The following is a 25,723-nucleotide window of genomic DNA, read 5'->3' on the forward strand; positions in this document are numbered from 1 at the left end:
AATCTCCGCTTCCCTTATATTAATAAAACAACTGACACGGGAATTTTTAACTAATTTTAACAATTTTACATTTCGTTAATAATTATGAGGATATACTCTCTTATGAACCTGAAGAAAGACGAAAAGACGTGTCTGTTTATTGACGGATCAAGTCTTTATTCAACCTCCAGAAGTCTTGGTTTCGATATTGATTACAAAAAACTTCTCGATTTTTTTGCTACAAAAACACACGTTGTTCGTGCCTATTATTATGCAGCTATTCTCGACACAGAAGATTATTCTCCCCTGAAGCCTCTCACCGACTGGCTCTCATACAACGGATACTTTCTGGTCACCAAAGCTGCGCGCGAATTCACTGACAGCACGGGCAAGCGCCGCGTTAAGGGAAACATGGAAATAGAAATCGCTGTCGATATGATGGAGATGGCTCCACATATTGATCATGCGATTCTCTTTACCGGAGATTCAGACTTCCGCAGAGTTGTTGAGGCCGTTCAGCGCCAGGGCACACGGGTTTCCGTTGTTTCCTCAATGCGCTCAACCCCTCCCCTTATCGGTGACGACCTGCGCCGACAGGCTGACCAGTTCCTTGAGCTGGCAACTTTAGGCGCAAGCTTTACACGCCGCAGAGCACCCGAAGCCCAGGCACCACAAATGCCATCACCAGCTGCAGCCGCTCCACGCTCTAACGCTCCGATACGCCATCCCGCAGATCAGATGAGCGAACCTGATGAAGGCGATCTTCTCGCCTGAAATCATTGCTGTTTTCATATTTTATACATAGCGTAGGAATGTTTATTGCTGTAATAAACATTCCTGTCAGCATTTAAACTTTTCTGACCAAAAATAAAAAAACCTTCTTGTGAACACACCCACTCTATTTGTCTGTTTATAAGAAAAACATAAATGCGGACGCTGCCTTTAAACAACGCAGCCGCTCTAAACAGCCGGAGTCTACAGTATGCCTAAATGTTCTGAGACCAGATCAAACCTGATCTCTCTGCTTCGTGGCGTTGAACACTTCAACTCTGAAGTTTTTCCTGCAAAAGAATCTCTGTTCTCCGACCTGGCCAGCGGCCAGTCACCCGGCACCCTTTTTATCACCTGCGCAGATAGTCGTATTCATCCCAACCTGATTACTCAGACAGAACCAGGCGATCTGTTCATTCTGCGTAATATTGGCAATATCGTTCCTGCTTATGGCGAAATGCTCGGAGGCGTCTCCTCTGCCATTGAGTATGCCGTCCTGGGCCTTGGCGTAAACTCCATCATTATCTGCGGCCATTCTGACTGCGGCGCCATGAAAGCACTGCTGCCAGCGAACCAGGCCAGCCTGGAAAAAATGCCAACTGTTAAATCATGGTTGCGCAATGCTGAAGCAGCTGCAGCAGCGGCTCTGAACGATTTTACAGCTGAAGATGCCGGTCCTGCAATCGTAAGGTCACTGGCAGAGCATAATGTCCTGCTTCAGCTGGCACATCTGCGCACACACCCAGCGGTCGCAGCAAAACTTGCACGTAACACCCTGACTCTTCAGGGCTGGTTTTATGATATCGGGTCAGGCGAAGTCAGCATCCTTGATGAAAAAACACGCCGGACAACCTCTGTAGCCGAGGCCCTTAAAGAGCTTGAGCTCTCAGCCGAGACACAGGCCTGAACGCCCTCTGCGCTGAAGCAGACGAGAATAATGCCCGCCACTCCTCACCTGTGGCGGGCATTTTTTATGCCCGCACGTGGCCGCCTCTGTCATGCAATGGCCCTTTGCTTAATCAGCCCGCTACTCATAACGCGACCATGTTTAGCCGAAACGCAGCTTAAAATAGCGACATGGAACATGGACTGGCTCATCAATGAAACCTCTCCCCAGGCTCAGACTGCCCCGCCCGACATTCCTCATCGCACGCCAGATGATTTTTATGCTCTGTCAGATTATGCACAGCATCTCAACGCAGATATTATCGCTTTTCAGGAAACCGATAATAAAGATACCGCAACCAGGGTTTTTTCTGAATTACGCTACACTATTCTTATGACGCACGATGATATTCTGCAGCGTACTGGTATAGCTTTAAATAAAAATCTTCACATAACCCGCCACCCTGACCTGACGGAGTTAAGCACAGCAGGCGTAAACACCCGGCACCTGCTGCGAAGCGGGCTGGATATTACAGTACAAAGCGATCATTCTGCCCTGCGCTTACTGGTTATCCACCTGAAAGCAGGGTGCTCATATTACCCGATGACTGAAAAAAAACACAGCTGCCCGACACTCATCAAACAATTCTCCATTTTACAGAAATGGATAGCGCAGCGACAGGCCAGCCATGAAGCCTTTCTTATTCTGGGTGACTTTAACCGCCGCCTGACAAAAGCAGATCCGTTATTTCTCAAACTTTCACAGTCAGGGCCCCTGATGCTGACAACATCAGGTTTTGCAACCCCCTGCGATGGAGGAAGATATTTTATTGATCATCTGATCGCCGGTGGAGATGCTATATCCTGGATTGCGCCAGGAAGCCTGAAGGTCATGCTTTATAAACCCGACGAACAGGCCCTGACATCTGATCACTGCCCCGTCTCAGTAAAGCTTATAATGCCATAAAAAAACCACCCCTTTCACAAGGAGTGGTTTTCAAATTTTTAAGTCACGGTGTCACAGAAAAATCAGCTGACACCAGCAGCCTGACGCTGCCCGCGGCCACCATAGCGACGCTGTCCGGATGCCCCTGCATCAGAACGATGGTTCGTCGGACGACGGGCACCACCACCATTACGTGACGGACCACCCCGGCCACGACCACCCCCACCAAGGACAGGAGGACGCATGGTAGAAGCCTCAGCTTCTTCAGAGTGCCACGGATGATCACGCACAACCGGCACCGGCTTGCCAATTGTTTTTTCTATATCACGCAGCCAGGCACGCTGCTCTGCATCACAGAATGAAAGAGCCCAGCCTTCACGCCCGGCACGCGCTGTACGGCCGATACGGTGCACATAGCTTTCAGGAATATTAGGCAGATCATAATTGAAAACGTGGCTGACTTCATCCACGTCGATACCGCGCGCTGCAATATCCGTTGCAACCAGCACCTGCACTGCACCACTACGGAAACCCTTCATAGCCCGCTCACGCGCACCCTGAGATTTGTTACCGTGTATTGCTTCTGAGCTGATGCCATATTTATTAAGAAACTCAGAAACTTTATTGGCTTCGTGCTTCATCAGCGTAAAGACAACCGCACGCACCACCTTAGGTGACTTGACCAGCTCAAGCAAAGCCTCGCGCTTATCATCGCCATTGATAAACATAACAGCCTGCTGAATACGATCAACCGTACTTGAAGGAGGCGTAACCTCTGCTTTAGCAGGGTTATTCAGCAATGAACCTGCAAGATCAGAAATGCTGCGCGGCATTGTTGCAGAGAACAGAAGCGTCTGCCTCTTTTCTGGCAGATACGTCATGATACGACGGATATCACGGACAAAGCCCATATCGAGCATACGGTCAGCTTCGTCGAGCACCAGAACTTCCAGCGCAGACAGGTCAATATGACCCTGGCCGATCAGATCAAGCAGACGACCAGGAGCTGCGACCAGCACATCAACCCCACGGCGCATGACCTCAACCTGACGCCCCTGACCAACACCGCCAAACACAACAGCCTGAGAGCATTTCATATAACGTGAATAGGCTTTAAAGCTGTCACTGATCTGAGAAACCAGCTCACGCGTTGGCGCCAGAACCAGAACCCGGGCCTGCCTGGACTGAGACTGCTTTGGGTTTTTGTGAAGATATTCAAGGATAGGTAGCGAAAAGGCTGCTGTTTTACCCGTACCGGTCTGAGCGAGCCCGAGAAGATCGCGCCCCTGCAAAAGATAAGGGATAGACTGCGCCTGAATAGGGGTAGGTTTATCGTAACCCTCGTCAGCCAGAGCCTTCAGTATAGGCGTTGCAAGTTGCAGATCAGAAAAAGTAGTCATCAGAGTCAAATCCCTCTGTGCTGTCTGAATAACAATGTTAGTCAGCTTTTCAGCAGCACCACTTTCTTCAGATGATACGTCCAGTAACGATCAACTCTCTGACCAGCACGCATCAACGAAGGCTTTTAATAAAAAATTAGCGCAACAGTTAATGATTTAATTAAAATGATTAACTGCGCCTCCTTCCCCATGATATAAGGGGATTTTCTGGCTCCTGCAAGCAGACAGTACCATTATGGTCCTAACTGGAAGTGCCATCAGACCTTCCAGATTACAGTTTCATATAAGTTACAGCTTATCGTATAATTCTTGTTTTCTTATTGATATAAAATACTTTTCTAATTTCTTTTCCCGTAACATTACTTAACAGAAATACAATACTACCCACTTAAATTTAATAAAATTTAATATAATATAAGAGATTTTCGTAAATATTACTGACAAACAATAAAAACTATAAAAATAAAATAAATTAATAAAATTATAAGCAATTATTGTCCATCATACTGAACAATAAATATTCTTTTATTGTGATAAAAAATATTGTTTTTAACAAAAAATAAAAAATCTCCATAAAAAGTTTTCATAGAGATTTTTAATGATTTTTTAACTTCATAATACTCTTCTGTATAAACCTGTACTTCAATGACAATTTTTTACAAACTCTCGAATTCGTGAGCAGGCATCCTCCAGAATCACCTCACTCGTCGCACAGGAAAGTCGCAGATAAGGAGCCAGACCAAAAGCCGAACCAGGCACTGTTGCAACATGGGCCTCTTCAAGTAAGGCGATCGCAAAGTCACGGTCCGTCTCAAGCAGCCTTCCTGCTGCAGTTTTACGCCCCAGACAACCAGCTATACCCGGATAGGCATAAAAAGCCCCTTCAGGCATTGCACAGGTCACACCTGGTATTTGTCTTAACGCCTCAACAACCATCGTGCGGCGCCGGCTATATGTTTTTGCCATATGCTGCACAAGATCAGCCGGACCATCAAGAGCCGCTGCGGCAGCTGCCTGCGCTATAGCGCAGACACCTGAGGTTGCATTCCCCTGCACGGCAGACATCGCTGCAATTAATGCCTGCGGACCGCCAGCAAACCCGACACGCCAGCCGGTCATAGCATAGGCTTTTGAAACCCCGTTAAGAGTAACAACCCGCTCTTTCAGATCAGGGGCCACTGCCGCGATAGAGTATGACTGCATACCGTCAAAAACGAGATGCTCATAAATCTCATCAGATAAAATCCAGACATCAGGATAGCGCCGCAGCACTTCGGCTATTTCTTCCATATCCTGACGGGAACAGACTGCCCCGGTCGGATTATTAGGAAAATTCAGCACAACCCAGCGCGTGCGCGAGGTCATTACACGTGAAAGCTCGGCAGCTTTGAGGCGAAAACCATCCTCTTCATGACACCGGGCATAAACCGGCGCTGCCCCGAACATGCTGGCAATAAGAGGGTAACTGACCCAGTAAGGAACGGGCACAACGACCTCATCCCCCTCATTAAGGGTCGCCATAAAAGCATTAAAAATAACCTGCTTGCCACCATTTGAGACCATAATCTCAGAAGGCTGATAAATCAGATTATTTTCACGGCCGAACTTACGGGCGACAGCCGCCTTCAAAGCTGGTGTACCATCAACCGGCGGATATTTCGTCTGGCCGTTAAGAGCGGCCTGATGCGCAGCCTCAACCACGGCCGGAGGCGTTGCAAAATCGGGCTCGCCCAGAGCAAGAGAAATAATCTCCTGCCCTTCTGCCCGTAACGCACGGGCACGGCGTGCCATTTCTATCGTCGCAGGCGGCGGCAGTGTCTGCAGCCTGCGTGAAAAATGTCCTGCCATCGTTTAACGCAGACCGTTACAGAAATTTTCAATGCGCTCACAGGCTTTACGCAGGCTTTCTGTATCCGTTGCATAAGAAAGGCGCATATAGCCAGGATACATAAAGGCCGAGCCATGCACAGCCGCTACACCTTCTTCTTCAAGCAGGGCTGTCACAAAATCTTCGTCAGTCTTCAGCACAACACCGCTGCGTGATGTTTTGCCAAGACATTTCTCAACAGATGGGAACACGTAAAACGCACCGGAAGGCATATCACATTCCAGGCCATTACACTGATTAATCCTGGAGACGACAAAATTACGGCGCTCTTCATAAATTTTGACCATATCCGCAATAAAATCCTGCGGACCCTGCAGAGCTTCAACAGCTGCGGCCTGGGCGATAGAACAGGTGTTGCCTGTTGACTGCCCCTGCAGTTTGTTCATCGCTTTTGTCAGCTCGACAGGCGCGCCAGAAAAACCAATCCGCCAGCCGGTCATGGCATAGGCTTTTGAAACCCCGTTCATTGTCACGGTGCGTGAACGCAGGCGGGGTTCGACCTCAACAAAAGTTGCAGGTTTAAACCCGTCATAAACCAGCTTTGCATAAATATCGTCAGTGAAAACCCATACGTGCGGATGCTCTAACAGCACATCACACAGCGGACGCAGCTCTTCAGCCGAGTAGCTGGCACCTGTCGGATTGCACGGAGAGTTAAGGAACAGCCATTTTGTACGAGGTGTAATAGCAGCCCTGAGTTCATCAGCTGTCAGCTTAAACCCGTTCTCGCGCTTACAGTGCACAATAACAGGCACGCCCTCAGCCAGAGTGACGATATCGGGATAAGAAACCCAGCATGGAGCAGGAATAACCGTCTCATCACCTGGATTGAGAGAAGCCATCATCGCATTATAAATAATCTGCTTACCGCCGGTTGAAACCAGAATCTCATCCGCCGTGTAATCCAGCCCGCTATCCAGGCGAAAGCGTTCAGCAACGGCCTTACGCAGCTCCGGCGTGCCAGCAACATCGGTATATTGAGTCTGCCCGTTTTCAATGGCTCTGGCAGCAGCCTTACCAATATTATCAGGAGTTCTGAAGTCAGGCTCTCCTGCAGAGAGGCTGATAATATCACGGCCGGATGCTTTAAGAGCACGGGCCTTAGCGGAAATAACTACCGTCTGGCTTGGGCTAATTCTGTTCAGACGATCAGCGACAATACTCATGGTTTCCACAGTTCCTGACACAGTTGATATGGCTGGCATCTTCCGACCAGTCCACACGAAATTTGTCTGTTGTCTTTCTCAGACTCCGCCGGGCAAAAAAACTTCGGCGGCGGGATCATACAGAAGAAAAATATCCTGCCATCTCTTTTTCTTATAGTTGAGCGAAAACTCCTGTCATTTTTATGATATCACCAGCTCAGAAGCCTGCTGCACGCATAACTTCCTCTTTGCACATACCAGCCTCGCGCATAGCGCGTACCGACCGGGCGTTATCACGTTTTGACAGCCGCCTGCCATCTGCACCGCAGAGCAAAGGGTGAAATGTGTAATGCGGGCGGGGCCAGCCCATCAGATTCTGCAAAAGGCAGTGCAGGTCTGTAGCAGGGCGCAGATCCTCCCCGCGTGTGACAAGGGTAATACCCTGCTTTGCATCATCATGCGTCACACACAGATGATAAGATGCGGGAATATCCCTCCGGGCCAGCACGACATCACCAAACAAAGCCGGCCAGCACTGCACCCGCCGTCCCTCTGGTGTGTTGTAATAAAGGCTTTCGGCACCCCCGGCACATTCGAGTGCACGCTGCATATTCAGGCGCAGCACATGGGGCCTGCCCCGGGCAAGCAGCTCTTCACGCCGCGCTGCGGGCAGGCTGCGACAACGCCCCGGATAAAGAAGGCTGCCATCAGGTGCAGCATGCGGCGCTGAGAAAATAGCGGCACTCTCGCGCGCAATGTCAGAACGGGTGCAAAAACAGGGGTAAAGAACTCCCATCTGCTCAAGAATATCCAGGGTCTGCCTGTACTCGGCCAGGCAGGCAGACTGATAAAGAACCGGGGCATCAGAAAACAGACCAAGCCATGCGAGGTCCTCAAGCAGCTGCCTGGCATATTCAGGCCTGCAACGCTGAGGGTCGATATCCTCCATTCTGATAAGCCAGCGCCCGCCAGGGCGGGCATAAGACAGCCCCGACATGGCCGATGCCACATGCCCCAGATGCAGCACCCCTGTCGGACTCGGAGCAAAGCGCGTAACCCACATTGTTTCTGCTCCCGCTCAGGTTACAAAACCCTTGTAAAAATTACCGTTTCATGACGAACCCGCGCTTTATCTTGCTGCCCTTCATACAATCTGCAATAGTCAGCGGGCTTATTCATCTCGACGACGTGCTTCCCGCAGACGTAATGGTCAGAGTATAACGCCCGCTGCGAAGCCGCTCCCTCGTAAGAGTAAAGGAGGATCGGTGTGGCTGACGGCAGCTTGCTGAATTTCCCGGCTTTAGTGCTGAATGCGGACTTTCGACCACTTTCTTACTTCCCCCTCTCTCTCTGGTCCTGGCAGGATACGGTTAAGGCGGTCTTTCTCGACCGGGTCTCCGTACTCAATGAGTATGACCAGGAAGTACGCTCGCCTCAGGTCTCCCTGCGTCTGCCAAGTGTGATTGCACTGAAAGACTACATCCCCGCAGCGCGCAGGCCGGCATTCACCCGCTTTAATGTTTTTCTGCGTGATAATTTTTCATGCCAGTACTGCGACGACCAGTTTCCCGCACACGACCTGACCTTTGACCACGTGATTCCACGCTGCAAGGGAGGGCGCACCACATGGGAAAATGTTGTGACAGCCTGCGGTGTGTGCAATCTGAAAAAAGGGCCGCACCTGCCAGAAAAAATCAACATGCATCCCCGTCGCCGGCCAGACCAGCCCACATCATGGCAGTTGCAGGAAAACGGGCGTGCCTTCCCGCCAAACCATCTTCATGAAAGCTGGCGTGACTACCTTTACTGGGATACAGAGCTGGAAAACTGAAACACGGCTATTTTGTATAATTATAGCCGTGGTCGTCGGCCATTTTTTGCAGATCAGGCGCATCCCTGAGGTTAAGAGGCAAAGGGTGCGCTCCCTTTTCACTGAGCACAAAATTATGATTGCTCATACGCTGGCAGGTGTTAGCCGCCAGAGGGAAACTCAGAAACATTGGTCCCGCCATCTGCTTACGCAGGCAGGAGACGTCAGTATCCAGAAACGGCCTGCGCCCGACTTCGGACGAACAGCCCGCAAGCACGAAAGCCGATAACGCCAGTCCCCATATTTTTACCGGATACATCATTTTCACTCACCATACCCGCCTGCCAGGCAGCGCAGGAACATTAACCGGAGAAGCGTGTCGTCACGCCCCGGGCTGAGAGAATAACAGAAAAATTCACTCCCGGCCCGCCCGGATAACACATGGCTGAAAAGACAAAATTCAGGAGGTCACGCGCCTCTCAGCTCACTTCGTAGCCTGCACCACGAATAGCATTCTGCAAAGAAGACGTACCAGCGCGCTGCGGGTCATACTCAATAGTTACTTCACCATTTTCCTGCTTCACATCAACGCTCTGTACACCATCAATAGCTGTCAGTGCACGGCGGATAGACGACACACATCCGTCACAGGTAATACCATCAACAATAAAACTGACTGTCGTCATAAAACTCTCTCCCTTAAGACGTAACATCATAGTACTATGAAAACATGCCTGTTTTTACAACATAAACAAAAGCAACCATGCAAGACTCCTTTTATCTGCCAGCTTCACAGCACGACATGACACCCTTGCCTGACCTGCTATGGCGCGACACGGGCCTGCACCGGCTTATGCTTTCAGCTCTCCTGTCCCGACTGAAAAATCAGCTGCTGCTTGAAAACAGTGCAACACAGACACTTGACGCCTGGTGCCGGCAACAAAAGCTGGCTTCTGCCCCGGCTATCAGGGCAGTGCGCGTAAACTCTGACACGCCTGCGCCCCCCTGCCCGCCAGAACTGGCAGAACATCTGCAGCTCACATCCCAAAATGCATCTGAAACACTGCGCTATCGTCATGTGCGCCTGATATGCGGCGCTCTTACACTCTCTCATGCAGAAAACTGGTACAGACCAGACAGGCTGACAAAGGAGATGAATACAGCCTTAGAAACAACCGAAACTCCATTTGGCCTTATCACAACGCCTCTTGGTTTTTCGCGCCGGACACTGGCAGAGCAGGATTTATGGGACCCTCTGCCCGACATAACGGCTGGCATGACTATTCCTGACGGAAACAACTGCCAGTTACATCTGCCCCGTTTTTTGTTTCGTCATCAGGCTATCCTGAAACGACACGATGCAGCCCCCTTTAGTGCAGTGATTGAAACCTACACCTCGGACCTGCTTCGCTTTACACCGCCGCACATAGCCTGAACAAAAAAAGGAGGCCGCAGCCCCCTTTTGTACAAACAACCTCTCTCAGGCATCTTCTCCCATTCGGGTCTGATCAACAAATTCCTCCGTTTTCTCATCCAGCGAACGGGACTTTCTGCCCCCTGGTCCGTGCACGTAAAGATCTTTACGATCAACTTTATCAACCACCTCTGGCTGAACAGGCATCAGGTAGCGCGGCTTACGCATATGATCAGCAAGCTGAAGCTTCGGATTAAAGACGGAATTGAACTTCCACAGCATTTTAACAAAATTGGTCTGCCCTTTCATCAGCAGACGGCCGGCAATACCTGCCGTGTCTTTGAGCGCCTGCCAGCCCATATGCTTGGTGTTAAGCACCTGCTGTGTTTTGACCAGCTCCTCATAAAACTCGGGCAAAGGCAGTTTAGTTGGCAATACAGCATGCTGAATATCAAACAGGCGATAGTCGCGGGTAATAAGGCGCCGGGATTCTTTGTGCCAGATTTCTGTTCCCGGATAAGGCGTTGTGACAGAAATATTCACAATTTCAGGAATTTCGAGACACCACTGACGCACAGCCTCAAAACGACTTCTGTCCCATGACGGGTCAGCAATAATATTAATAGCCACGATCAGCCCCAGAGAACGGGCATAGTCCAGAGCCTCGAAATTTTTGTCCAGTGAGACACGCTTACGAAACTGTTTCAGGCCTTCTTCATCAACGGCTTCCATACCAATAAAGATGTAGGAAAGACCGATCTCGCTCCAGACCTTAAAAACTTCTTTATTACGCAGCAGAACATCAGCCCGCGTTTCAAGATAATATTCTTTTTTAATCCCGCGCTTCTTAATTTCATTAGCAATGGCCATGCCATGCTCTTCATGCACAAACGCAACGTCATCGACAATAAAGATACCCGGCTCTTTAATATCCTCAAGCTCGTCAGCAATCGTCTGCGGGCTGGCTGTGCGGTACGAACGCCCGTAAAATGTCCAGGCAGAACAAAAAGTACAATCCCACGGGCAGCCACGGGCAAATTCAATAGAGGCAGCAGGATCGAGCGTGCCGATAAAATATTTATTACGGTGCCTTAACAGGTCCCGGGCAGGGCGGATATCATCAAGGGATTCCACAAAAACCGGTGGTGGCCCTTCACCATCAGGCGTAATCACACCCGGAACAGTCAGCAGGTCCTGTCCTTTTTCTATCGCGCTGAGCAGCAGGCCGACAGTTGCATCGCCCTCACCTTTGAGAATGCAGTTTACCGTGCCTTCTGAGAGGGAGAGGATATCCTGAGCGATGAAAGAGACCGAATGTCCGCCTATAAACTGAAACACTCCGGGAAAGCGCAGTCGGGTCGCACGGCACAGATCTATGATCTCGGGCACATTCGCCAGGTAATTACCCGAAAAACAAATAACATCAGGTTTGAAATGACTGACCAGCTTCCAGTAATCGTCATGCGTTTCAACCTGAAGATCAATCAGCTGCACATCATGTCCGGCATTACGTGCAGCGGCAGCGACCAGTTCCAGACCCAGAGGCTCAAGCCTGAGAAACACTTTTGTATACATCAGTGCACTCGGGTGTACTGCCAGAACTTTCATACCATTTTTTCCCGTCATCAAAGATCATGCTGACCGCAGAGCTACTGGCGATCATTCAGTGAAATAATTACTATACACGGCATGACGAATACCGCCCGGTAATTTGCCGGTATTTATTATAATACCAGCATTACAGCACAAAAGACTATCTTTTCAGAGCAAAACATTTTGCTCCGGCAATGCTGTGGAACCGGGGTTAAGATATCGGGATAAATGATAAAAACAATCCACCACAGATCAGAACAGACCTGCGCAGTCGTTCATGCTCACCCTATATATTTTTTGTTATACGCGGAGGAGAATCTGATTTTTGCAATGCAAACCCATATAAAAACAGGTTAATCTGCCAGATATAAAAATAATCGCACCCGGTTAAAAACCATGGACACGTAACTGATCAGTAATCACATTATAGTGTTATAAAAATTTTATCATGTTACAGGCCAGAGTATTTTCTGCCCCGGCCTGTAACAGTCAGCAGAAATCAGGGAAGGATTTCTGTTTCAGCAAAGAAGAAACGAATTTCGTTTGCTGCGTTTTCTGCGCTGTCAGAACCATGTACTGAGTTTGCTTCAATGCTTTCAGCAAAACGTGCACGAATGGTGTGTGCTTCAGCTTTTTTCGGGTCTGTTGCGCCCATAACGTCGCGGTTTTTTGCAACTGCGTTCTCGCCTTCGAGCACCTGCAGAACAACCGGACCAGAGATCATGAAGTCAACGAGGTCTTTGTAGAAAGGACGCTCTTTGTGAACAGCGTAGAAAGCACCAGCCTGAGCAGGTGTCAGCTGCACGCGTTTCTGAGCAACGATTTTCAGACCTGCTTCTTCAAAAACAGCGTTGATGTTGCCTGTCAGGTTACGACGTGTTGCATCTGGTTTAATAATGGACAGAGTGCGTTCTGTTGCCATGATATAATGACTCCCTGTTATATACAGCCCCGTATAATACGAGGCCTGTCAGCGTGTTCCTCTAGAACATATTCCGGCAGGCTGGTAGGTCTTTCGCTTCATTGTTCTTATTTGCATCCTTAACGAGAGTATCCCGGTGAGCCTTCTTATCATTTCCGACCTGACCCTTCGCATTGCAGGGCGTACCCTGCTTGACCAGGCCGATCTCTCTGTCGAACCAGGACGCAAAATAGGACTCATAGGCCGCAACGGGGCCGGTAAATCAACACTTCTGGCCGCGATTGCCGGTGACATTGCGCCTGACGGGGGGGATATCCGCCTCTCCTCACGGGCACGTATGGCCCGCGTTTTGCAGGAAGCACCGGCCACCGGCGCCTCGCTGATTGATACAGTACTGGAGGGGGATGTCGAACGATCCTCTCTGCTCGCAGAGGCAGAAACAGCGACTGACCCTGCCCGAATCGCAGCTATTCATGAACGCCTTCTTACTATCGGCGCTGACAGTGCTCCCTCACGCGCAGCCTCAGTCCTGGCAGGCCTGGGCTTTAATGCCGAGGCGCAGCTGCGCCCCATTACCGATTTTTCGGGCGGCTGGCGTATGCGCGTCTCCCTTGCAACAGCACTCTTTCTCGAACCCGATCTGCTGATTCTCGATGAGCCAACCAACCATCTTGATCTTGAAGCGACCCTCTGGCTTGAAAGCTGGTTAGCCCGCTTCTCCGGGGCTGCAATTATTGTAAGCCATGATCAGGGGCTGCTTGATTCCTGCGTTGACGCCATAGCCCATCTCGACAAGGGCAAATTATCCCTCACGCCAGGCGGTTACCAGAATTTTGTACGAATCCGCACCGAGCAGGCTCTGCAACAGGCCCGGCAGGCTGAAAAAATTGCAGCACAACGCGCACATATGCAGTCATTCGTTGATCGCTTTCGGGCAAAAGCAACAAAGGCCCGTCAGGCACAGGCGCGCCTTAAAGCTCTTGAAAAGCTGCCTGTTATAGAAAGCGTTGTGGAGGACGCCCCCGCTCAGTTCAACTTTCCCGAACCTGAGCAGCTCCCCCCGCCTATGCTGCTCATGCAGCGTGTGTGCGCCGGTTATAACGGCAAAGCCATTCTGAAAGACCTTTCACTCAGACTGGACATGGATGATCGTATCGCGCTGCTGGGTTCTAACGGCAATGGTAAGTCAACCTTCGCCAAACTGATTGCAGGCCGCCTCGAACCTCTTTCAGGTACGCTTGAACGCAACCCACGTATGAAGATTGGCTATTTTGCGCAGCACCAGACCGAAGAACTGATTGCTGAGCAGACACCGGTCGACCATATGAGCCGTGCTATGCCAAAAGCACCTCTGCCTGCTGTCAGGGCACAGCTGGCCCGCTTTGGCCTTGATGCGGCACGCGCTGAAACACCGGTGAAAGACCTGTCAGGCGGTGAAAAAGCCCGCCTGCTTCTGGCACTGGCCACGCGCGATGCCCCGCAGCTCCTCATCCTTGACGAGCCAACAAACCACCTTGACCTTGATGCCCGCGATGCACTGGTACGCGCTCTTTCAGCCTTTGAAGGCGCTGTCTTACTTATCAGCCATGACCCGCACCTGACCGAACTGATTGCTGACCGGCTCTGGCTCGTTGCCGATGGTAATGTCACGCAGTTCGATGGCGACATGGCAGAATACCGCACATGGCTTGCTGAACAGAGCCGTGCAGGTAAAGAGCAGGATAATGCATCGAAACAGCCCAGCCGCAAGGATGACCGCCGCGAACGGGCCGAGCTGCGCCAGGCACAGGCGCCTATACGCAAAACAATTAAAGATATCGAAGCAAAACTCGCAAAACTCGCAAAAGAACACGCAACGATCGAAAGTAAACTGGCCAGCCCCGAGCTCTATACTGACGGACAGGCCACAGAAGTAACCCGCCTTAACACGCGTCTGGCCGCGATTACAAAAGAGCAGGAAACCCTGGAGGAAAAGTGGCTGGAAGCTGAATCTGCTCTTGAAAATTTTCAGTTTTCATAAAAACAATTATTTCAAAATGCGAATAAATATGTTTATTTTTCATTCACAGTATCAAAACCATTTCTTTAACTGGATCGGGCAATGCGCTTCAAGAAAAAAATAAAATCTCCATCCCGTTGAAATTAATAGTTAATTTTATGAAAAATACGTTATATTAAAAGTTTACTCATGTTTCGCAGATTACAAAAACCATCAAATGGGGTCATAAGTCACGTTATGAGCTACTGTATCTTTCTCATGACAAGCAAAGAGCTTCGCCTGATATGACCTCTCCGTCTGCCCCCACAGAAAAAAAATCAGCTGTTGCAGAACAAAGCGCCGAGGCTGAGTGGCTGGGCAGTATCACGAGTATTCTGCGTTTTGTCGTTATACTGGTTATAATCGCGGCAGCTGTCTGGCTGCTGAGCGATGTACTGACTATTACCTTTTCTGCGACATTATTTGCCGTCGTTCTTTCAGGACTGTCGCGCATCCTGGTTAAAAAGCTGCATCTCTCTTATGGATGGGCGCTGTGCGCAGTTGTTATTCTGCTGATTGCTGCTGTTGCCCTCCTGGTATGGGGCAGCGGCCCGGCGATCGTTGAAAATGCCCTGCGCCTGAAACAGGCCCTGCAACAGCAGGAAGTACTGTTGCGCAGTAACCTTGAAAATAACCAGGCCGGACAGTCTTTACTCAACTACCTGCCCTCCTCTCTCAGCGGGCAGCAGGGCAGAAGCAGCCTCGATTTTCTTGGCTCGCGCATTGCCGGGTCGATGACAGGTATTGTCGGCTCAGCTTTTGGTGCTGTTGGCACGGCTGTTGTCGCCCTGATTGCCGGTTTATATTTTGCCATATCCCCCTCATTATACGCTAATGGCGTTCTGAGGCTTGTGCCCGTAACACAGCGCCCCCGTGCACGCACTCTGATGCTGCGCACCGGTCACACTCTCTGGGCATGGGTCGCCGGACAATCGCTTGATATGCTGGTTGTCGGCGTTCTCTCCGGTGTTGGACTGTGGTTTATTGGTGTTCCGCTTGCCCTGGCACTTGGCGTTCTGGCCGCACTTTGTAATTTTATCCCCTATATCGGGGCTATTATGGGGGCTGTTCCGGCTATTTTGCTTGCACTTTCACTTGGGGTGCGCGAAGCAATTATGGTTGCAGCCCTTTATAGTGTGATACAGTTTTTTGAAGGCAACGTTATGGCTCCTCTTATCCAGCGTCACGCTGTTAAAATGCCACCTGCCATCACAATTCTTTCGCAGACGCTGTTCGGTGCCATTCTTGGGTTTCCCGGGCTTATTCTGGCCTCTCCTCTCACTGCGGCGTTGCTATCAGTTTTTGACGGCCTTGCCCCGCCTTTGAAAGATGATGAACACATATGACATAATCTTCAATACCTGCCTTCAGCAGGTATTACCTCCTCGCCCTTAGTTTACACCGCTCTGCAATTATTGGTTTTTTCAGAATGCGCATTCTCCTTGTAGAAGACGACCCAACCGTTAAAAGCTTTATCGTCAGAGGCCTTAAAGAAGCTGGCCACTCTGTCGAATATGCTGACAATGGTAAAGATGGCCTGGCACTTGCCACCAATGTTCAGTTTGACATCATTATTCTTGACCGCATGCTGCCAAGTGATGTCGATGGTCTGCACATCGTTGAAGCCCTGCGTAAGAAGAACGACGCCACACCTGTGCTGCTTCTTTCCGCTTTGTCTGATGTCGATGAAAAAGTCGCAGGCCTCCAGGCCGGTGCGGATGATTATGTCACCAAACCATTTTCTTTCAGCGAGTTACAGGCACGTATTGACGCCCTTGTCAGACGCAACCGTAACGACCCGCAACTGCCTCTGACGCGCCTGGCTATTGGCGATCTGGAAATTGATCTGTTATCGCGCACAGCCAAACGTGCCGGGCAGAAAATTGATCTTCAGCCACGTGAATTCAGACTGCTTGAATTTCTGATGCGTAACGCCGGGCAGGTTGTTACACGTACCATGCTGCTTGAGAACGTGTGGGACTATCACTTCGACCCTCAGACAAACGTCATCGACGTTCATATTTCTCGCCTGCGCCAGAAAATTGATAAACCTTTTGGCCGCCCGCTTGTACATACGATCCGTAACGCCGGGTATATGCTTCAGGAATGAAGGTTTTTTCATTCCGTCGATTAACAGCGCTGACACGCATCAAGCTACGCTCTGTCAGCCTGCGTTTCGGCCTGGCCTATGCTGTTTTATTTATTGGGTCTGCTATGCTGTTCCTCTCCTTTATCTGGTGGGGAACAGTCGGCCTTATTGAGCGTCAGACTGAACAATCTATTACCTCTGATGCTCATCTGATATTTAATGCACTACAGCTACATAAAGATACCTCTCTCAATACACTGATTAACGAGCGCCTTGAGCAGGATATTGATGACAATGCGCTTTATCTGCTTGTTAACAAAAATGGCAAACGCATAACCGGAAACCTCATCGAGTGGCCTTCGGTTATTAAAACAACCCACTCCTGGTATACAATTCTGGTAAAACGCGTCGACATTGATAATGTCGCCAAGGTCAGAGCCTATGATATGCCCGGAGGAGAGCGCCTGCTGATCGGGCGTGATATGCGCGGCCTGACCGAGCTCTCACATATGCTCACAAAAGTTCTGCTGTGGGTCTGTGTCATGATTGCTCTGCTGGCTTTCAGTGGCGGCCTGCTGACACGCCGCCTGTTAAGGCGCATCATTTCCTCTATCAGCCGTACAACTTCAGCCATTACACAGGGCGATATGACCCGGCGTCTGCCTGTGCACGGGCAGGATAAGGAACTGGATGCTGTATCGGCAACAGTTAACGAAATGCTTGATCGCATTGCCCGTCTGATGGATGGCGTAAAACAGGTCTCTAACAGTATTGCCCATGATCTGCGCACTCCACTGACCCGCGCGCGCAACCAGCTTGAAGAAGCCGTTATTCATGCAACGAATGAAGACGAGTTACGTGCAGTCATTAACCAGACCATTCGCGGCCTTGATCACCTGACAAATATCTGCTCCGCTCTTCTGCGTATCGCGCAGATTGAAGCCGGTGCCAGACGCTCCGCTTTTACCCAGTTTGATTTCGTAGCCATCCTCCACGATATCATTGAATTTTACGAACCTGTTGCTGAAGAAGAAAACCTGAAACTGACACACTCATTCCCTGAAACACTGATGTTCTTCGGTGATCGGACCATGTTTCAGCAGGCCGTTGTTAATCTGGTTGATAATGCCATTAAATTTTCACCAGCCGGCGGCGTCATAACCCTGAGCCTGAAAGTTATCTCTCCCCAGCCCGATCAAAAAAGTTCTCACCCTCAGATGGAACTTATCGTTGAGGATCAGGGTACAGGAATGACCGAGGCTGACATGGCACGTGCTACAGAACGTTTTTTCAGAGCTGACCAGGCCCGCAATACACCGGGCTCTGGCCTGGGTCTCTCTCTTGTCCAGGCCATTGTTCAGCTGCATGGCGGAACGATTAGTTTGTCTTCGACAAATCCGGGTCTGAGAGTCGTTATCACTGCCCCTCTGTCCCTTGCCTAAAAAATAAAAATCTTATAGCGTTTTAAGCATATGTTAGAATTTTCTTATAATTTGATTTTTTGTTTCTCAGCACCAGCCCTCAAAAACAGGGAACACAGCCACGCTAACGTCCTTAATTCATAAAGGTAAGGCATGAGACATTCTCTGCCCATCGCTATTATACTCATCGCTGCTAACATCGCGTTATCAACCACGATGGAGCGGGAGCAATGTGCTCCCCCTCCTTCTGACCTGATAGACTCCGGCGACCGTCGTATATTCTGCGCCCCAAAACCAACAGTTAAGCCTGTTGTTGTTACGTCTGACAGTAAAGCCTTCTGCGCATCGCTTGTTAAAGCGATTGATGAATATAAGGAGCAGGCTTTATCTCCTATGATTAAACAAATGCGCGATAGTGGTGAGGATTTATGTAAGAAAGGCATGGTAAGGTCTGGCATAGTAAGGCTGAGGCGTGCGTTAATAAGCCTTAAAAAAACAGACGATATACCTTAATATTTATATAAAATATCAGTTTTCCGGGTTTTAACCCTGTAAGATATTCAGGGCTTTCATGTGCCTGTCCGGGCCAATCTTCTCTTGTCGGTAACAGGTCTGGTTTCTGCTGGCATTCAGGCGGAACAATTTATGCCACAAAGCAGAAATATTACTAAATACCTCAGGTCATAGCTCACGCTGCTGACCAGAATAAAACGGAGACATTTTATGAAACGTCACGTGATGTTAGTAGCCCTTGCGGCCACAATGATCGTTCCTGCAACAATAACTCAGGCAGCTGAGACATCAGCAGAAAACCAGAACACCACCAGACTCATTCTCTCTGGCAGTGGCACAGCTCAGGCTCAGCCTGACCAGCTAAAGGCACATTTCCGCATTGAAAGCCGCAACAGTACCGCAGCGGCAGCACAAAAAGCTGTTAACACTCTGGTACATGACGCCATCGAGCAGGCTAAAAAAAATAAAGGCATCACCTACACTGTACAAAACTACGATGTTTCAGAGTGGCGTGATGATAAAATAAAAAATAAATCAACCTGGTCTGCCAGCCAGACGCTGACACTTGTCTCAGCAGACTCCGAGGCACTTTTACCCTTAACCGGGCAGCTTCAGAGCAATGGCCTGTTATTAGAAGGTCTGGAATGGTCTCTCTCACCAGAAAAGCAAAATACACTCCTTCTGGAAGCAAAAAAGAACGCCGTGACTGACCTGCAAAAGCAGAGTGACACCCTGGCGCAGGCTCTGAAAATGCATGTTGTGCGCTTTGAAAGAATTTCTCTTTCTGACACGCCCTTCCCTCGTCCGCTGATAATGGCAGCAATGGCAAGAAGTAAGATGGCAGAAGATGCGCCTGCCCCTTCTGCAACAGCCGAAACACAAACAGTGCATGCCACAGCATCAGCTACGGTGCTCTTAGCACCCTGATGTCATAATTTTTTAAAAGAAAATATGAGGTTCTTCCTCTGCCGGTTTGAGCGGCAGAGGAGTTGCATCCTGCTTCAGCGAGGAGCCAGAACCATAACCATCTGACGATTCTCAAGACGTGGAAGCTGCTCAACTTTAGCTTCTTCTTCCATTTCTGTACGAATACGCTCAAGAATTTTAATACCCAGCTCCTGATGCGCCATTTCACGGCCACGGAAACGCAGAGTAATTTTTACTTTATCGCCGTCGCCAAGGAAGCTTTTCACAGAGCGCATTTTAACCTGGTAGTCATTTTCGTCGATATTCGGACGAACCTTAACTTCCTTGATTTCAATAACTTTCTGCTTTTTACGCGCTTCGTTGCGTTTTTTCTGCTGCTCGTATTTAAACTTGCCGTAGTCAAGAATTTTAGCAACAGGCGGCTCAGCGTTTGGGCTGATCTCAAGAAGATCAAGTCCGACACCATAAGCGCGGGCAAGCGCATCACGGGTTGTAAATACACCCGCCATCTCGCCATTTTCATCAATAAGACGAACCTGGGCTACACGAATTTCCTCATTAACACGTGGTCCCTCACGCGTAGGCGGCGCGGGAATAGGGGGTCTGGCTATGGTCAGCTCCTGTTAAATATTAAAGCATACGGGTGGAAATTTTTAAATGAAACTCCACCCGGCTGGTTAGCAATGTGCGCAATTTTGCGCTTTTTTTCAAGCAGCACAGCCCAGAAAAGCGCGAATCCTGCTCTCACTTTTTACTGTTTTACTCAATGTGTGCTTTTCTTACGCAGGTCTGGTGGTGTTGCCTCAGCCTTCAGTTGCTGAACAATCTCCTCTAAACCTGCCATTGTCTGATCCTGGCTGCCAAGGCGGCGCATCGCAACGGTACGCTGCTCAGCCTCACGACGGCCAACAACAAGAATCACCGGCACACGTGCAACACTATGCTCACGAATCTTGGCGTTAATTTTGTCGTTGCGTGTATCTGCCTCGACTGAAAGGCCAGCATCACGCAGCGCAGCCGCTACTTCCTCTGCATACGGGGCCGCATCACTGACAATAGATGCCACAACCACCTGCACAGGTGCCAGCCACAGCGGGAAACGCCCTGCATGCTGCTCGATCAGAATACCAAGGAAACGTTCGAACGAGCCCAGAATCGCACGGTGCAGCATAACCGGACGATGACGGGCAGAATCCTCACCGATAAACGAAGCATCAAGACGATCTGGCAAAACCAGGTCAACCTGAAGCGTGCCGCACTGCCAGTCACGCCCAATGGCATCGCGCAGAACAAACTCAAGTTTAGGACCATAGAATGCCCCCTCACCCGGGTTATGCTCATATTCAACACCGGCTGTCAGGCAGGCCTCTTTCAAAGCGCTCTCTGCTTTATCCCATGTTTCGTCGCTACCAGCCCGCTCTTCAGGGCGATCAGCAAATTTAACCCGAACATGTTCAAAGCCGAGATCCTGATAAACCTCATAAAGCATTTTTACGAACTTAACGGTTTCATCAGCAATCTGATCTTCCGTGCAGAAAATATGAGCGTCATCCTGCACAAAGCCGCGCACACGCATCAGACCATGCAGCGCACCTGATGGTTCATAACGGTGGCATGACCCGAACTCGGCCATACGCAGGGGCAGCTCACGGTAAGAACGCAGGCCATGACGGAAAATCTGCACATGGCAAGGGCAGTTCATGGGTTTGAGTGCGAGAGTTTTGTCTTCGTCCTCAACCGTGGCAATAAACATGTGGTGGCGGTATTTATCCCAGTGGCCCGAAGCCTCCCACAAGCCACGGTCCACCAGCTGCGGGGTTTTAACTTCCTGATAACCATGGCGGGTTTGCGCACGACGCATGTAATCCTGCAGCGCAGTATATAAACGCCAGCCTTTATGGTGCCAGAAAACCTGACCCACGGCTTCTTCCTGAAAATGAAAGAGGCTCATTTCACGGCCGATACGACGGTGGTCGCGACGCTCGGCTTCCTCCAGCTGGTGAAGGTGCGCATCAAGCTCTTTCTGGTCACGCCAGGCAGTACCATACACACGGGTCAGCATGGGATTGCGATGATCACCACGCCAGTATGCACCGGCAACCTTCATCAGCTTAAATGCCGTACCGACATCTTTCGTGGTGCGCAAATGTGGCCCACGACACAGATCAAGCCACTCACCCTGACGATAGACAGAGATATCCTCACCTGCCGGCAGGTCACGGATCAGCTCAGCCTTAAAGCGCTCTCCTTTTTCTTCAAAAAAGGCAATGGCCTGATCACGTGGCCAGACTTCGCGCACAAAAGGTTCAGCCTCAGCCACAATCTCTTTCATACGCTGCTCAATGGCGGCGAAGTCTTCAGGCGTAAATGGCTGATTTCTGTAAAAATCATAGTAAAAGCCATTTTCGATAGAAGGGCCGATGGTGACCTGCGTACCAGGAAAAAGAGACTGCACAGCCTCAGCCAGCACATGGGCCGCATCGTGGCGAATCAGCTCAAGGGCTTCGGGGTCTTTACGGGTAACAAAGCGTACACCAGCATCAGCCACAATTTCACGGCTGATGTCACACAGCTTCCCATCGACCTCCATGGCAAGCGCAGCCCGGGCCAGCCCTGCGCCAATTGACTCAGCGACGGTTGTGCCTGTCACCGGCCCGTCAAAACTACGTACGGATCCGTCTGGCAGGGTAATGGCGGGCATAGGAAAACTCCGAAATATCAAAAAGGTTCAAAACTGTTTAATGACGACTCATGAGAGCCTCTGCAACCCTGCCAACACTCAGACGTGCCAGGTCGGGCTCAGAAAGCACCTGCACCTGTCCGTTTCTGCGCCCCAGGGGCATTGTCAGAGCAGGACTGCTGTGGGCTGAGTACAACACTATACACTCACACCCCATCATTGCTGCAAGATGTATCGGCCCTGTATCATTACCCACTGCGAGGCAGGCATGCTCTGCCAGCGCAGCAAGTTCTGCCAGTGTCGTCCTGCCGGTATAATCCTCCGCCTGGGGGCACAGCGCACAAATCTCTGCCGCCAGCGCTTTATCTGCCCCGGCTCCGACAACGACAGGTGTAATTCCCGTCCTCACCAGATGCCGGGCCAGCTCACCATAAGACGCGGCAGGCCAGCGTTTTTCGGGCCTGTGGGGTGAAGCACCCGGTACAATCAGCGCATAGGGCGCCTGTCGTGCCGGGTCTTTCATGCCCTGAAGCCAGCTGATATCCGGCAATGGCACATCAGCTATGCCTGCCATACGCAGCTGATCACGCTGGCGCGGCACAGTGTGCATGTCATTACGCCAGGGGTTAGCATGAAAAAATGTCCCGGCGGGTACATGCCCTGACCAGTGACGTTGCCCTGCCAGATAGAAGTAACGCGCTGTACGCCCCGATGTCTGCAAATCATAAATACGGTCATAACCGCGCAGCTGGCGGCGCAGCTGCATCATACCTTTCAGATTACTCCAGCGTGGACGTTCATCGGTCAGAACAGCATCAAACCAGGGAGCAGGCCTCGCAAAAGCAACAAAAGGCTTTGTCGTAAGAAGCGTAATATGCGCCTGGGGATGTGCTTCACGGATAGCCTGAAACGGCCCGAAACTCTGCACAAAATCACCCAGAGCACCAAGCCGGATAATAAGAATATTTTCTTCTGCGGGAGCAGGCAGCCGATGAGTAACGTATTGCATCAGGGCATATCAGGGTCAGCAGCCTGCACGGCGAGGTCCTGCCGGGCCAGATCCGCATCATGTGTATCGGGAGCAAGCTCAATAACCTGCTGCCAGTCGCTGCGGGCCCCTGAGAAATCACCGGCCTGGCCGCGGATAATACCGCGTTCAAGCAACACAGCCGAATCCTGCGGTGCTATCTCAGCAGCACGGGCGATATGCAGTTGGGCCTGGGGCAACAGTCCATCCCTGCGTTCAGCAGAAGCCAGAAGCATATAGGTCTCAGCACTTACCTGAGGCGTACGGGCAACCAGCGCACCCAGATCACGCGCCACAACGTCAAAATGTCCCATCATCAGCTGAGCTCTGGCTCTGAGCAGCATAAGGGTCATGTCTGCGCCCTGCAGGGAAAGGCCATAATCAGCGATCGTCACCGCCTCTGACGGCTGAGAGGCCGCAAGCCAGGCCTGTGCCGCCTCTGAGGCAATAACCGCTCTCTGCCCGTCAGAACTGTCCGGGCCGGAGAATGGTCCATTACGTGCAAGGTCGTTTAAAATTTTTGCCGCCGCCACTTCTTCTCCCACAGACATCTGAGCCAGAGCAAAGCAATGCAGCGCAGGTCTGCCGCCATTATGTTTCAGCCAGTCCTGGGCGTAATCACGTGCACCATAGGGATCATCCCCCGTCATCACATCACACTTTGCAGGCGACCAGACCGCCTCAGAGAGGGCTTTACTTTTCTCTGTCAGCTGATGCGAAGGTGCCACAGAGTTACCCCCTTCAGCTGCGGCAGCACGGGCGCTGTCAGTCACCTGAAAAGTTAACAAAAATACAGGAAAAGCCAGAAAAAAACCTGAGGCGAAAGAACGTTGCATCATGACCCTTTAAAATATTGCAAACAAAATTGCCTCACAGACAAAACATAAAAGGCAGGAAGTAACCGCTGTAACAGTAGGTTATTTGAGAAAAACCATGCTAACAGAATCGTATGAGCGATCAAAAGCCCCCGCCTGTTATCCTGCAGATCCTGCCAGCCCTGAACCAGGGTGGTATAGAGCGGGGAACTCTGGAAATAGCCTCTGCTATCCAGCAGGCCGGCGCGAAGGCTGTTGTTGTCAGCGAAGGTGGTCAGCTGGTGCCGGCACTCACCCACTCGGGGGCAACTCATATTGTCCTTCCTCACTGCGGCAAAAAATCACCCGTTTCGGTTTTGCATAACGCGCGTATTCTTGCCCGGATTATTAAAGAACACAAAGTCAGCCTGGTGCATGCCCGCTCACGCATCCCTGCATGGACAGCCTGGTTTGCCTGCCGGCGTACCCAAACCCCGTTTGTCACAACATGGCACGGCGTGCATAACTCTGACTTTCCTGGCAAACATCGTTACAATGCCGTGCTTGCACGCGGTAACAGAGTTATAGCGATCAGTCGGCATATTGGTCAAAAATTAACCTCTGAATATAACCTTACACCCGATCAGCTGCGTATTATTCCCCGTGGTGCCGATATCAGACAGTTCACCCCTGAAGCCGTCTCCGGACTGCGGGTACACAGCCTGAGCGAGCAGTGGAACATACCGCCTGATAAACATATTATCCTCCTCCCCGGTCGTCTGACCGAATGGAAAGGTCAGGCTTTTCTGCTCCAGGCCTTGTGCCACCTCAGAAAACAGGCCCCTCACCTGCAGTGGTGCTGCCTTTTTACAGGAACAGGTTCACCTGAGAATAAATTTGAAAAAAAACTACTGGGCCTGATAAAAAAATCCGGCCTGACTGACGATGTCTTTTTTACGGGGCACTGCAGCGATATGCCCGCTGCTTTTGCTATGGCCACTGTGGTGGTTGTGCCCTCTCTGCGCCCCGAACCCTTTGGCCGCGTTGTCGTTGAGGCACAGGCTATGTGCTGCCCTGTTATTGTTACAGCCCACGGAGCCGCCCTCGAAACCGTCAGAAACGGCCTGACAGGCCTTGCTATCCCCCCCGGCGATGATGTCGCACTTGCAGATGCGCTCCGGATTGTTCTCGAAGCTTCTCCCGAAGGGCGTGCCTCTATGGGGCAGACTGCACGAAATGACGTGCTGCTTAACTATACAACTCTGAATATGCAGCATGCCACACTTGGCACGTATGATGAGCTCCTTGGGACCCATCTGGCAGAAACATTCTCACACACGATGGCAGACACAGCCCGGCAACAGGCCGAACAGGGAGAACTTTCTGTGAAAAATTACTTTTCACAGCTGGCGCACCCTGGGCAACACACAGCACATGTGTCAGAGAATACGTCTTTCCATCCCTCCGACGCAGAGTTCTGA

The 25,723-nt window shown here is 50.6% G+C and carries 24 protein-coding genes; 12 read left to right on the forward strand and 12 right to left on the reverse strand.

Annotated elements, in window-relative coordinates:
* Positions 1-102: 102 nt before the first annotated feature.
* The 3 genes from GOB58_RS04615 (at position 103) to GOB58_RS04625 (ending at position 2,602) form a co-directional block, all read left to right on the forward strand.
* Positions 103-753 (forward strand): LabA-like NYN domain-containing protein, encoded by a 651-nt coding sequence (locus GOB58_RS04615; protein ID WP_086635873.1) that lies wholly within the window; start codon positions 103-105, stop codon positions 751-753.
* Positions 754-961: 208 nt separating this feature from the next.
* The gene (locus GOB58_RS04620; protein WP_086553387.1) at positions 962-1,657 is read left to right on the forward strand and encodes a carbonic anhydrase; all 696 of its coding nucleotides are present in this window, start codon (positions 962-964) and stop codon (positions 1,655-1,657) included.
* A 30-nt stretch (positions 1,658-1,687) separates the two neighbouring features.
* Positions 1,688-2,602, forward strand: a complete 915-nt coding sequence (locus GOB58_RS04625; RefSeq protein WP_242005217.1) for an endonuclease/exonuclease/phosphatase family protein — start codon at positions 1,688-1,690, stop codon at positions 2,600-2,602.
* Between the two features lie 62 nt (positions 2,603-2,664).
* Here the strand turns inward: GOB58_RS04625 and GOB58_RS04630 are convergent, their stop codons facing one another.
* The 4 genes from GOB58_RS04630 to gluQRS form a co-directional block, all read right to left on the reverse strand.
* Positions 2,665-3,981: a DEAD/DEAH box helicase gene (locus GOB58_RS04630; RefSeq protein WP_086635875.1), complete on the reverse strand. Its 1,317-nt coding sequence runs from the start codon at positions 3,979-3,981 to the stop codon at positions 2,665-2,667.
* Between the two features lie 642 nt (positions 3,982-4,623).
* Positions 4,624-5,829, reverse strand: coding sequence for a pyridoxal phosphate-dependent aminotransferase (locus tag GOB58_RS04635; protein ID WP_173559470.1), 1,206 nt, complete (start codon positions 5,827-5,829; stop codon positions 4,624-4,626).
* 3 nt (positions 5,830-5,832) lie between these two features.
* Positions 5,833-7,074, reverse strand: coding sequence for a pyridoxal phosphate-dependent aminotransferase (locus GOB58_RS04640; RefSeq protein WP_369822898.1), 1,242 nt, complete (start codon positions 7,072-7,074; stop codon positions 5,833-5,835).
* 157 nt (positions 7,075-7,231) lie between these two features.
* Positions 7,232-8,077, reverse strand: coding sequence for a tRNA glutamyl-Q(34) synthetase GluQRS (gene gluQRS / locus GOB58_RS04645; protein ID WP_173559471.1), 846 nt, complete (start codon positions 8,075-8,077; stop codon positions 7,232-7,234).
* 204 nt (positions 8,078-8,281) lie between these two features.
* Here gluQRS and GOB58_RS04650 point away from each other — a divergent pair, with 204 nt between their 5' ends.
* The gene (locus GOB58_RS04650; protein ID WP_086553392.1) at positions 8,282-8,845 is read left to right on the forward strand and encodes an HNH endonuclease; all 564 of its coding nucleotides are present in this window, start codon (positions 8,282-8,284) and stop codon (positions 8,843-8,845) included.
* 7 nt (positions 8,846-8,852) lie between these two features.
* Here the strand turns inward: GOB58_RS04650 and GOB58_RS04655 are convergent, their stop codons facing one another.
* Together GOB58_RS04655 and GOB58_RS04660 are read right to left on the reverse strand one after the other, a co-directional pair.
* Positions 8,853-9,146: a hypothetical protein gene (locus tag GOB58_RS04655; RefSeq protein ID WP_086553479.1), complete on the reverse strand. Its 294-nt coding sequence runs from the start codon at positions 9,144-9,146 to the stop codon at positions 8,853-8,855.
* A gap of 157 nt (positions 9,147-9,303) precedes the next feature.
* Complete coding sequence (locus GOB58_RS04660) at positions 9,304-9,510, reverse strand: heavy-metal-associated domain-containing protein (RefSeq protein ID WP_086553480.1); 207 nt, start codon at positions 9,508-9,510, stop codon at positions 9,304-9,306.
* 77 nt (positions 9,511-9,587) lie between these two features.
* Between GOB58_RS04660 and GOB58_RS04665 the strand changes: the two genes are divergently transcribed.
* Positions 9,588-10,259: a hypothetical protein gene (locus GOB58_RS04665; protein WP_173559473.1), complete on the forward strand. Its 672-nt coding sequence runs from the start codon at positions 9,588-9,590 to the stop codon at positions 10,257-10,259.
* A 45-nt stretch (positions 10,260-10,304) separates the two neighbouring features.
* Here the strand turns inward: GOB58_RS04665 and hpnR are convergent, their stop codons facing one another.
* Together hpnR and ndk are read right to left on the reverse strand one after the other, a co-directional pair.
* The gene (hpnR, locus tag GOB58_RS04670) at positions 10,305-11,846 is read right to left on the reverse strand and encodes a hopanoid C-3 methylase HpnR (protein ID WP_086635172.1); all 1,542 of its coding nucleotides are present in this window, start codon (positions 11,844-11,846) and stop codon (positions 10,305-10,307) included.
* 484 nt (positions 11,847-12,330) lie between these two features.
* A complete protein-coding gene (gene ndk, locus GOB58_RS04675) occupies positions 12,331-12,753 on the reverse strand; it encodes a nucleoside-diphosphate kinase (protein ID WP_086553394.1) in 423 nt (140 codons plus the stop codon).
* Positions 12,754-12,889: 136 nt separating this feature from the next.
* On the opposite strand from ndk, the gene GOB58_RS04680 reads away from it, so the two are divergent.
* The 6 genes from GOB58_RS04680 (at position 12,890) to GOB58_RS04705 (ending at position 19,741) form a co-directional block, all read left to right on the forward strand.
* A complete protein-coding gene (locus tag GOB58_RS04680; protein ID WP_173559474.1) occupies positions 12,890-14,773 on the forward strand; it encodes an ABC-F family ATP-binding cassette domain-containing protein in 1,884 nt (627 codons plus the stop codon).
* Between the two features lie 263 nt (positions 14,774-15,036).
* Complete coding sequence (locus GOB58_RS04685; RefSeq protein ID WP_086553396.1) at positions 15,037-16,137, forward strand: AI-2E family transporter; 1,101 nt, start codon at positions 15,037-15,039, stop codon at positions 16,135-16,137.
* Between the two features lie 83 nt (positions 16,138-16,220).
* The gene (locus GOB58_RS04690) at positions 16,221-16,901 is read left to right on the forward strand and encodes a response regulator transcription factor (protein WP_086553397.1); all 681 of its coding nucleotides are present in this window, start codon (positions 16,221-16,223) and stop codon (positions 16,899-16,901) included.
* Positions 16,898-18,322 (forward strand): sensor histidine kinase, encoded by a 1,425-nt coding sequence (locus GOB58_RS04695; RefSeq protein ID WP_173559475.1) that lies wholly within the window; start codon positions 16,898-16,900, stop codon positions 18,320-18,322. The genes GOB58_RS04690 and GOB58_RS04695 overlap by 4 nt, the downstream gene beginning before the upstream one ends.
* 132 nt (positions 18,323-18,454) lie before the next feature.
* Entirely contained in the window at positions 18,455-18,814 is a 360-nt protein-coding gene (locus GOB58_RS04700) for a hypothetical protein (protein ID WP_086553399.1), read from the forward strand.
* Between the two features lie 210 nt (positions 18,815-19,024).
* A complete protein-coding gene (locus GOB58_RS04705) occupies positions 19,025-19,741 on the forward strand; it encodes an SIMPL domain-containing protein (protein ID WP_173559476.1) in 717 nt (238 codons plus the stop codon).
* Positions 19,742-19,815: 74 nt separating this feature from the next.
* Here GOB58_RS04705 and infC read toward each other — a convergent pair whose 3' ends face one another.
* From infC to GOB58_RS04725, 4 genes are all read right to left on the reverse strand, one after another.
* Positions 19,816-20,337, reverse strand: coding sequence for a translation initiation factor IF-3 (gene infC, locus GOB58_RS04710; RefSeq protein WP_086553401.1), 522 nt, complete (start codon positions 20,335-20,337; stop codon positions 19,816-19,818).
* A gap of 167 nt (positions 20,338-20,504) precedes the next feature.
* The gene (gene thrS / locus GOB58_RS04715; protein ID WP_173559477.1) at positions 20,505-22,442 is read right to left on the reverse strand and encodes a threonine--tRNA ligase; all 1,938 of its coding nucleotides are present in this window, start codon (positions 22,440-22,442) and stop codon (positions 20,505-20,507) included.
* 37 nt (positions 22,443-22,479) lie between these two features.
* Positions 22,480-23,430 carry a glycosyltransferase family 9 protein gene (locus GOB58_RS04720; RefSeq protein ID WP_173559478.1) on the reverse strand — a complete coding sequence of 317 codons (951 nt, stop codon included), beginning with the start codon at positions 23,428-23,430 and terminating at the stop codon, positions 22,480-22,482.
* The gene (locus tag GOB58_RS04725) at positions 23,430-24,287 is read right to left on the reverse strand and encodes a tetratricopeptide repeat protein (protein WP_242005218.1); all 858 of its coding nucleotides are present in this window, start codon (positions 24,285-24,287) and stop codon (positions 23,430-23,432) included. The genes GOB58_RS04720 and GOB58_RS04725 overlap by 1 nt, the downstream gene beginning before the upstream one ends.
* A 110-nt stretch (positions 24,288-24,397) precedes the next feature.
* Between GOB58_RS04725 and GOB58_RS04730 the strand changes: the two genes are divergently transcribed.
* On the forward strand, positions 24,398-25,723 hold the full coding sequence (locus tag GOB58_RS04730; protein WP_173559479.1) for a glycosyltransferase family 4 protein: 1,326 nt from the start codon (positions 24,398-24,400) through the stop codon (positions 25,721-25,723).

The sequence above is a fragment of the Acetobacter thailandicus genome (assembly GCF_011516655.1).
GTDB classification, from domain to species: Bacteria; Pseudomonadota; Alphaproteobacteria; order Acetobacterales; family Acetobacteraceae; genus Acetobacter; species Acetobacter thailandicus.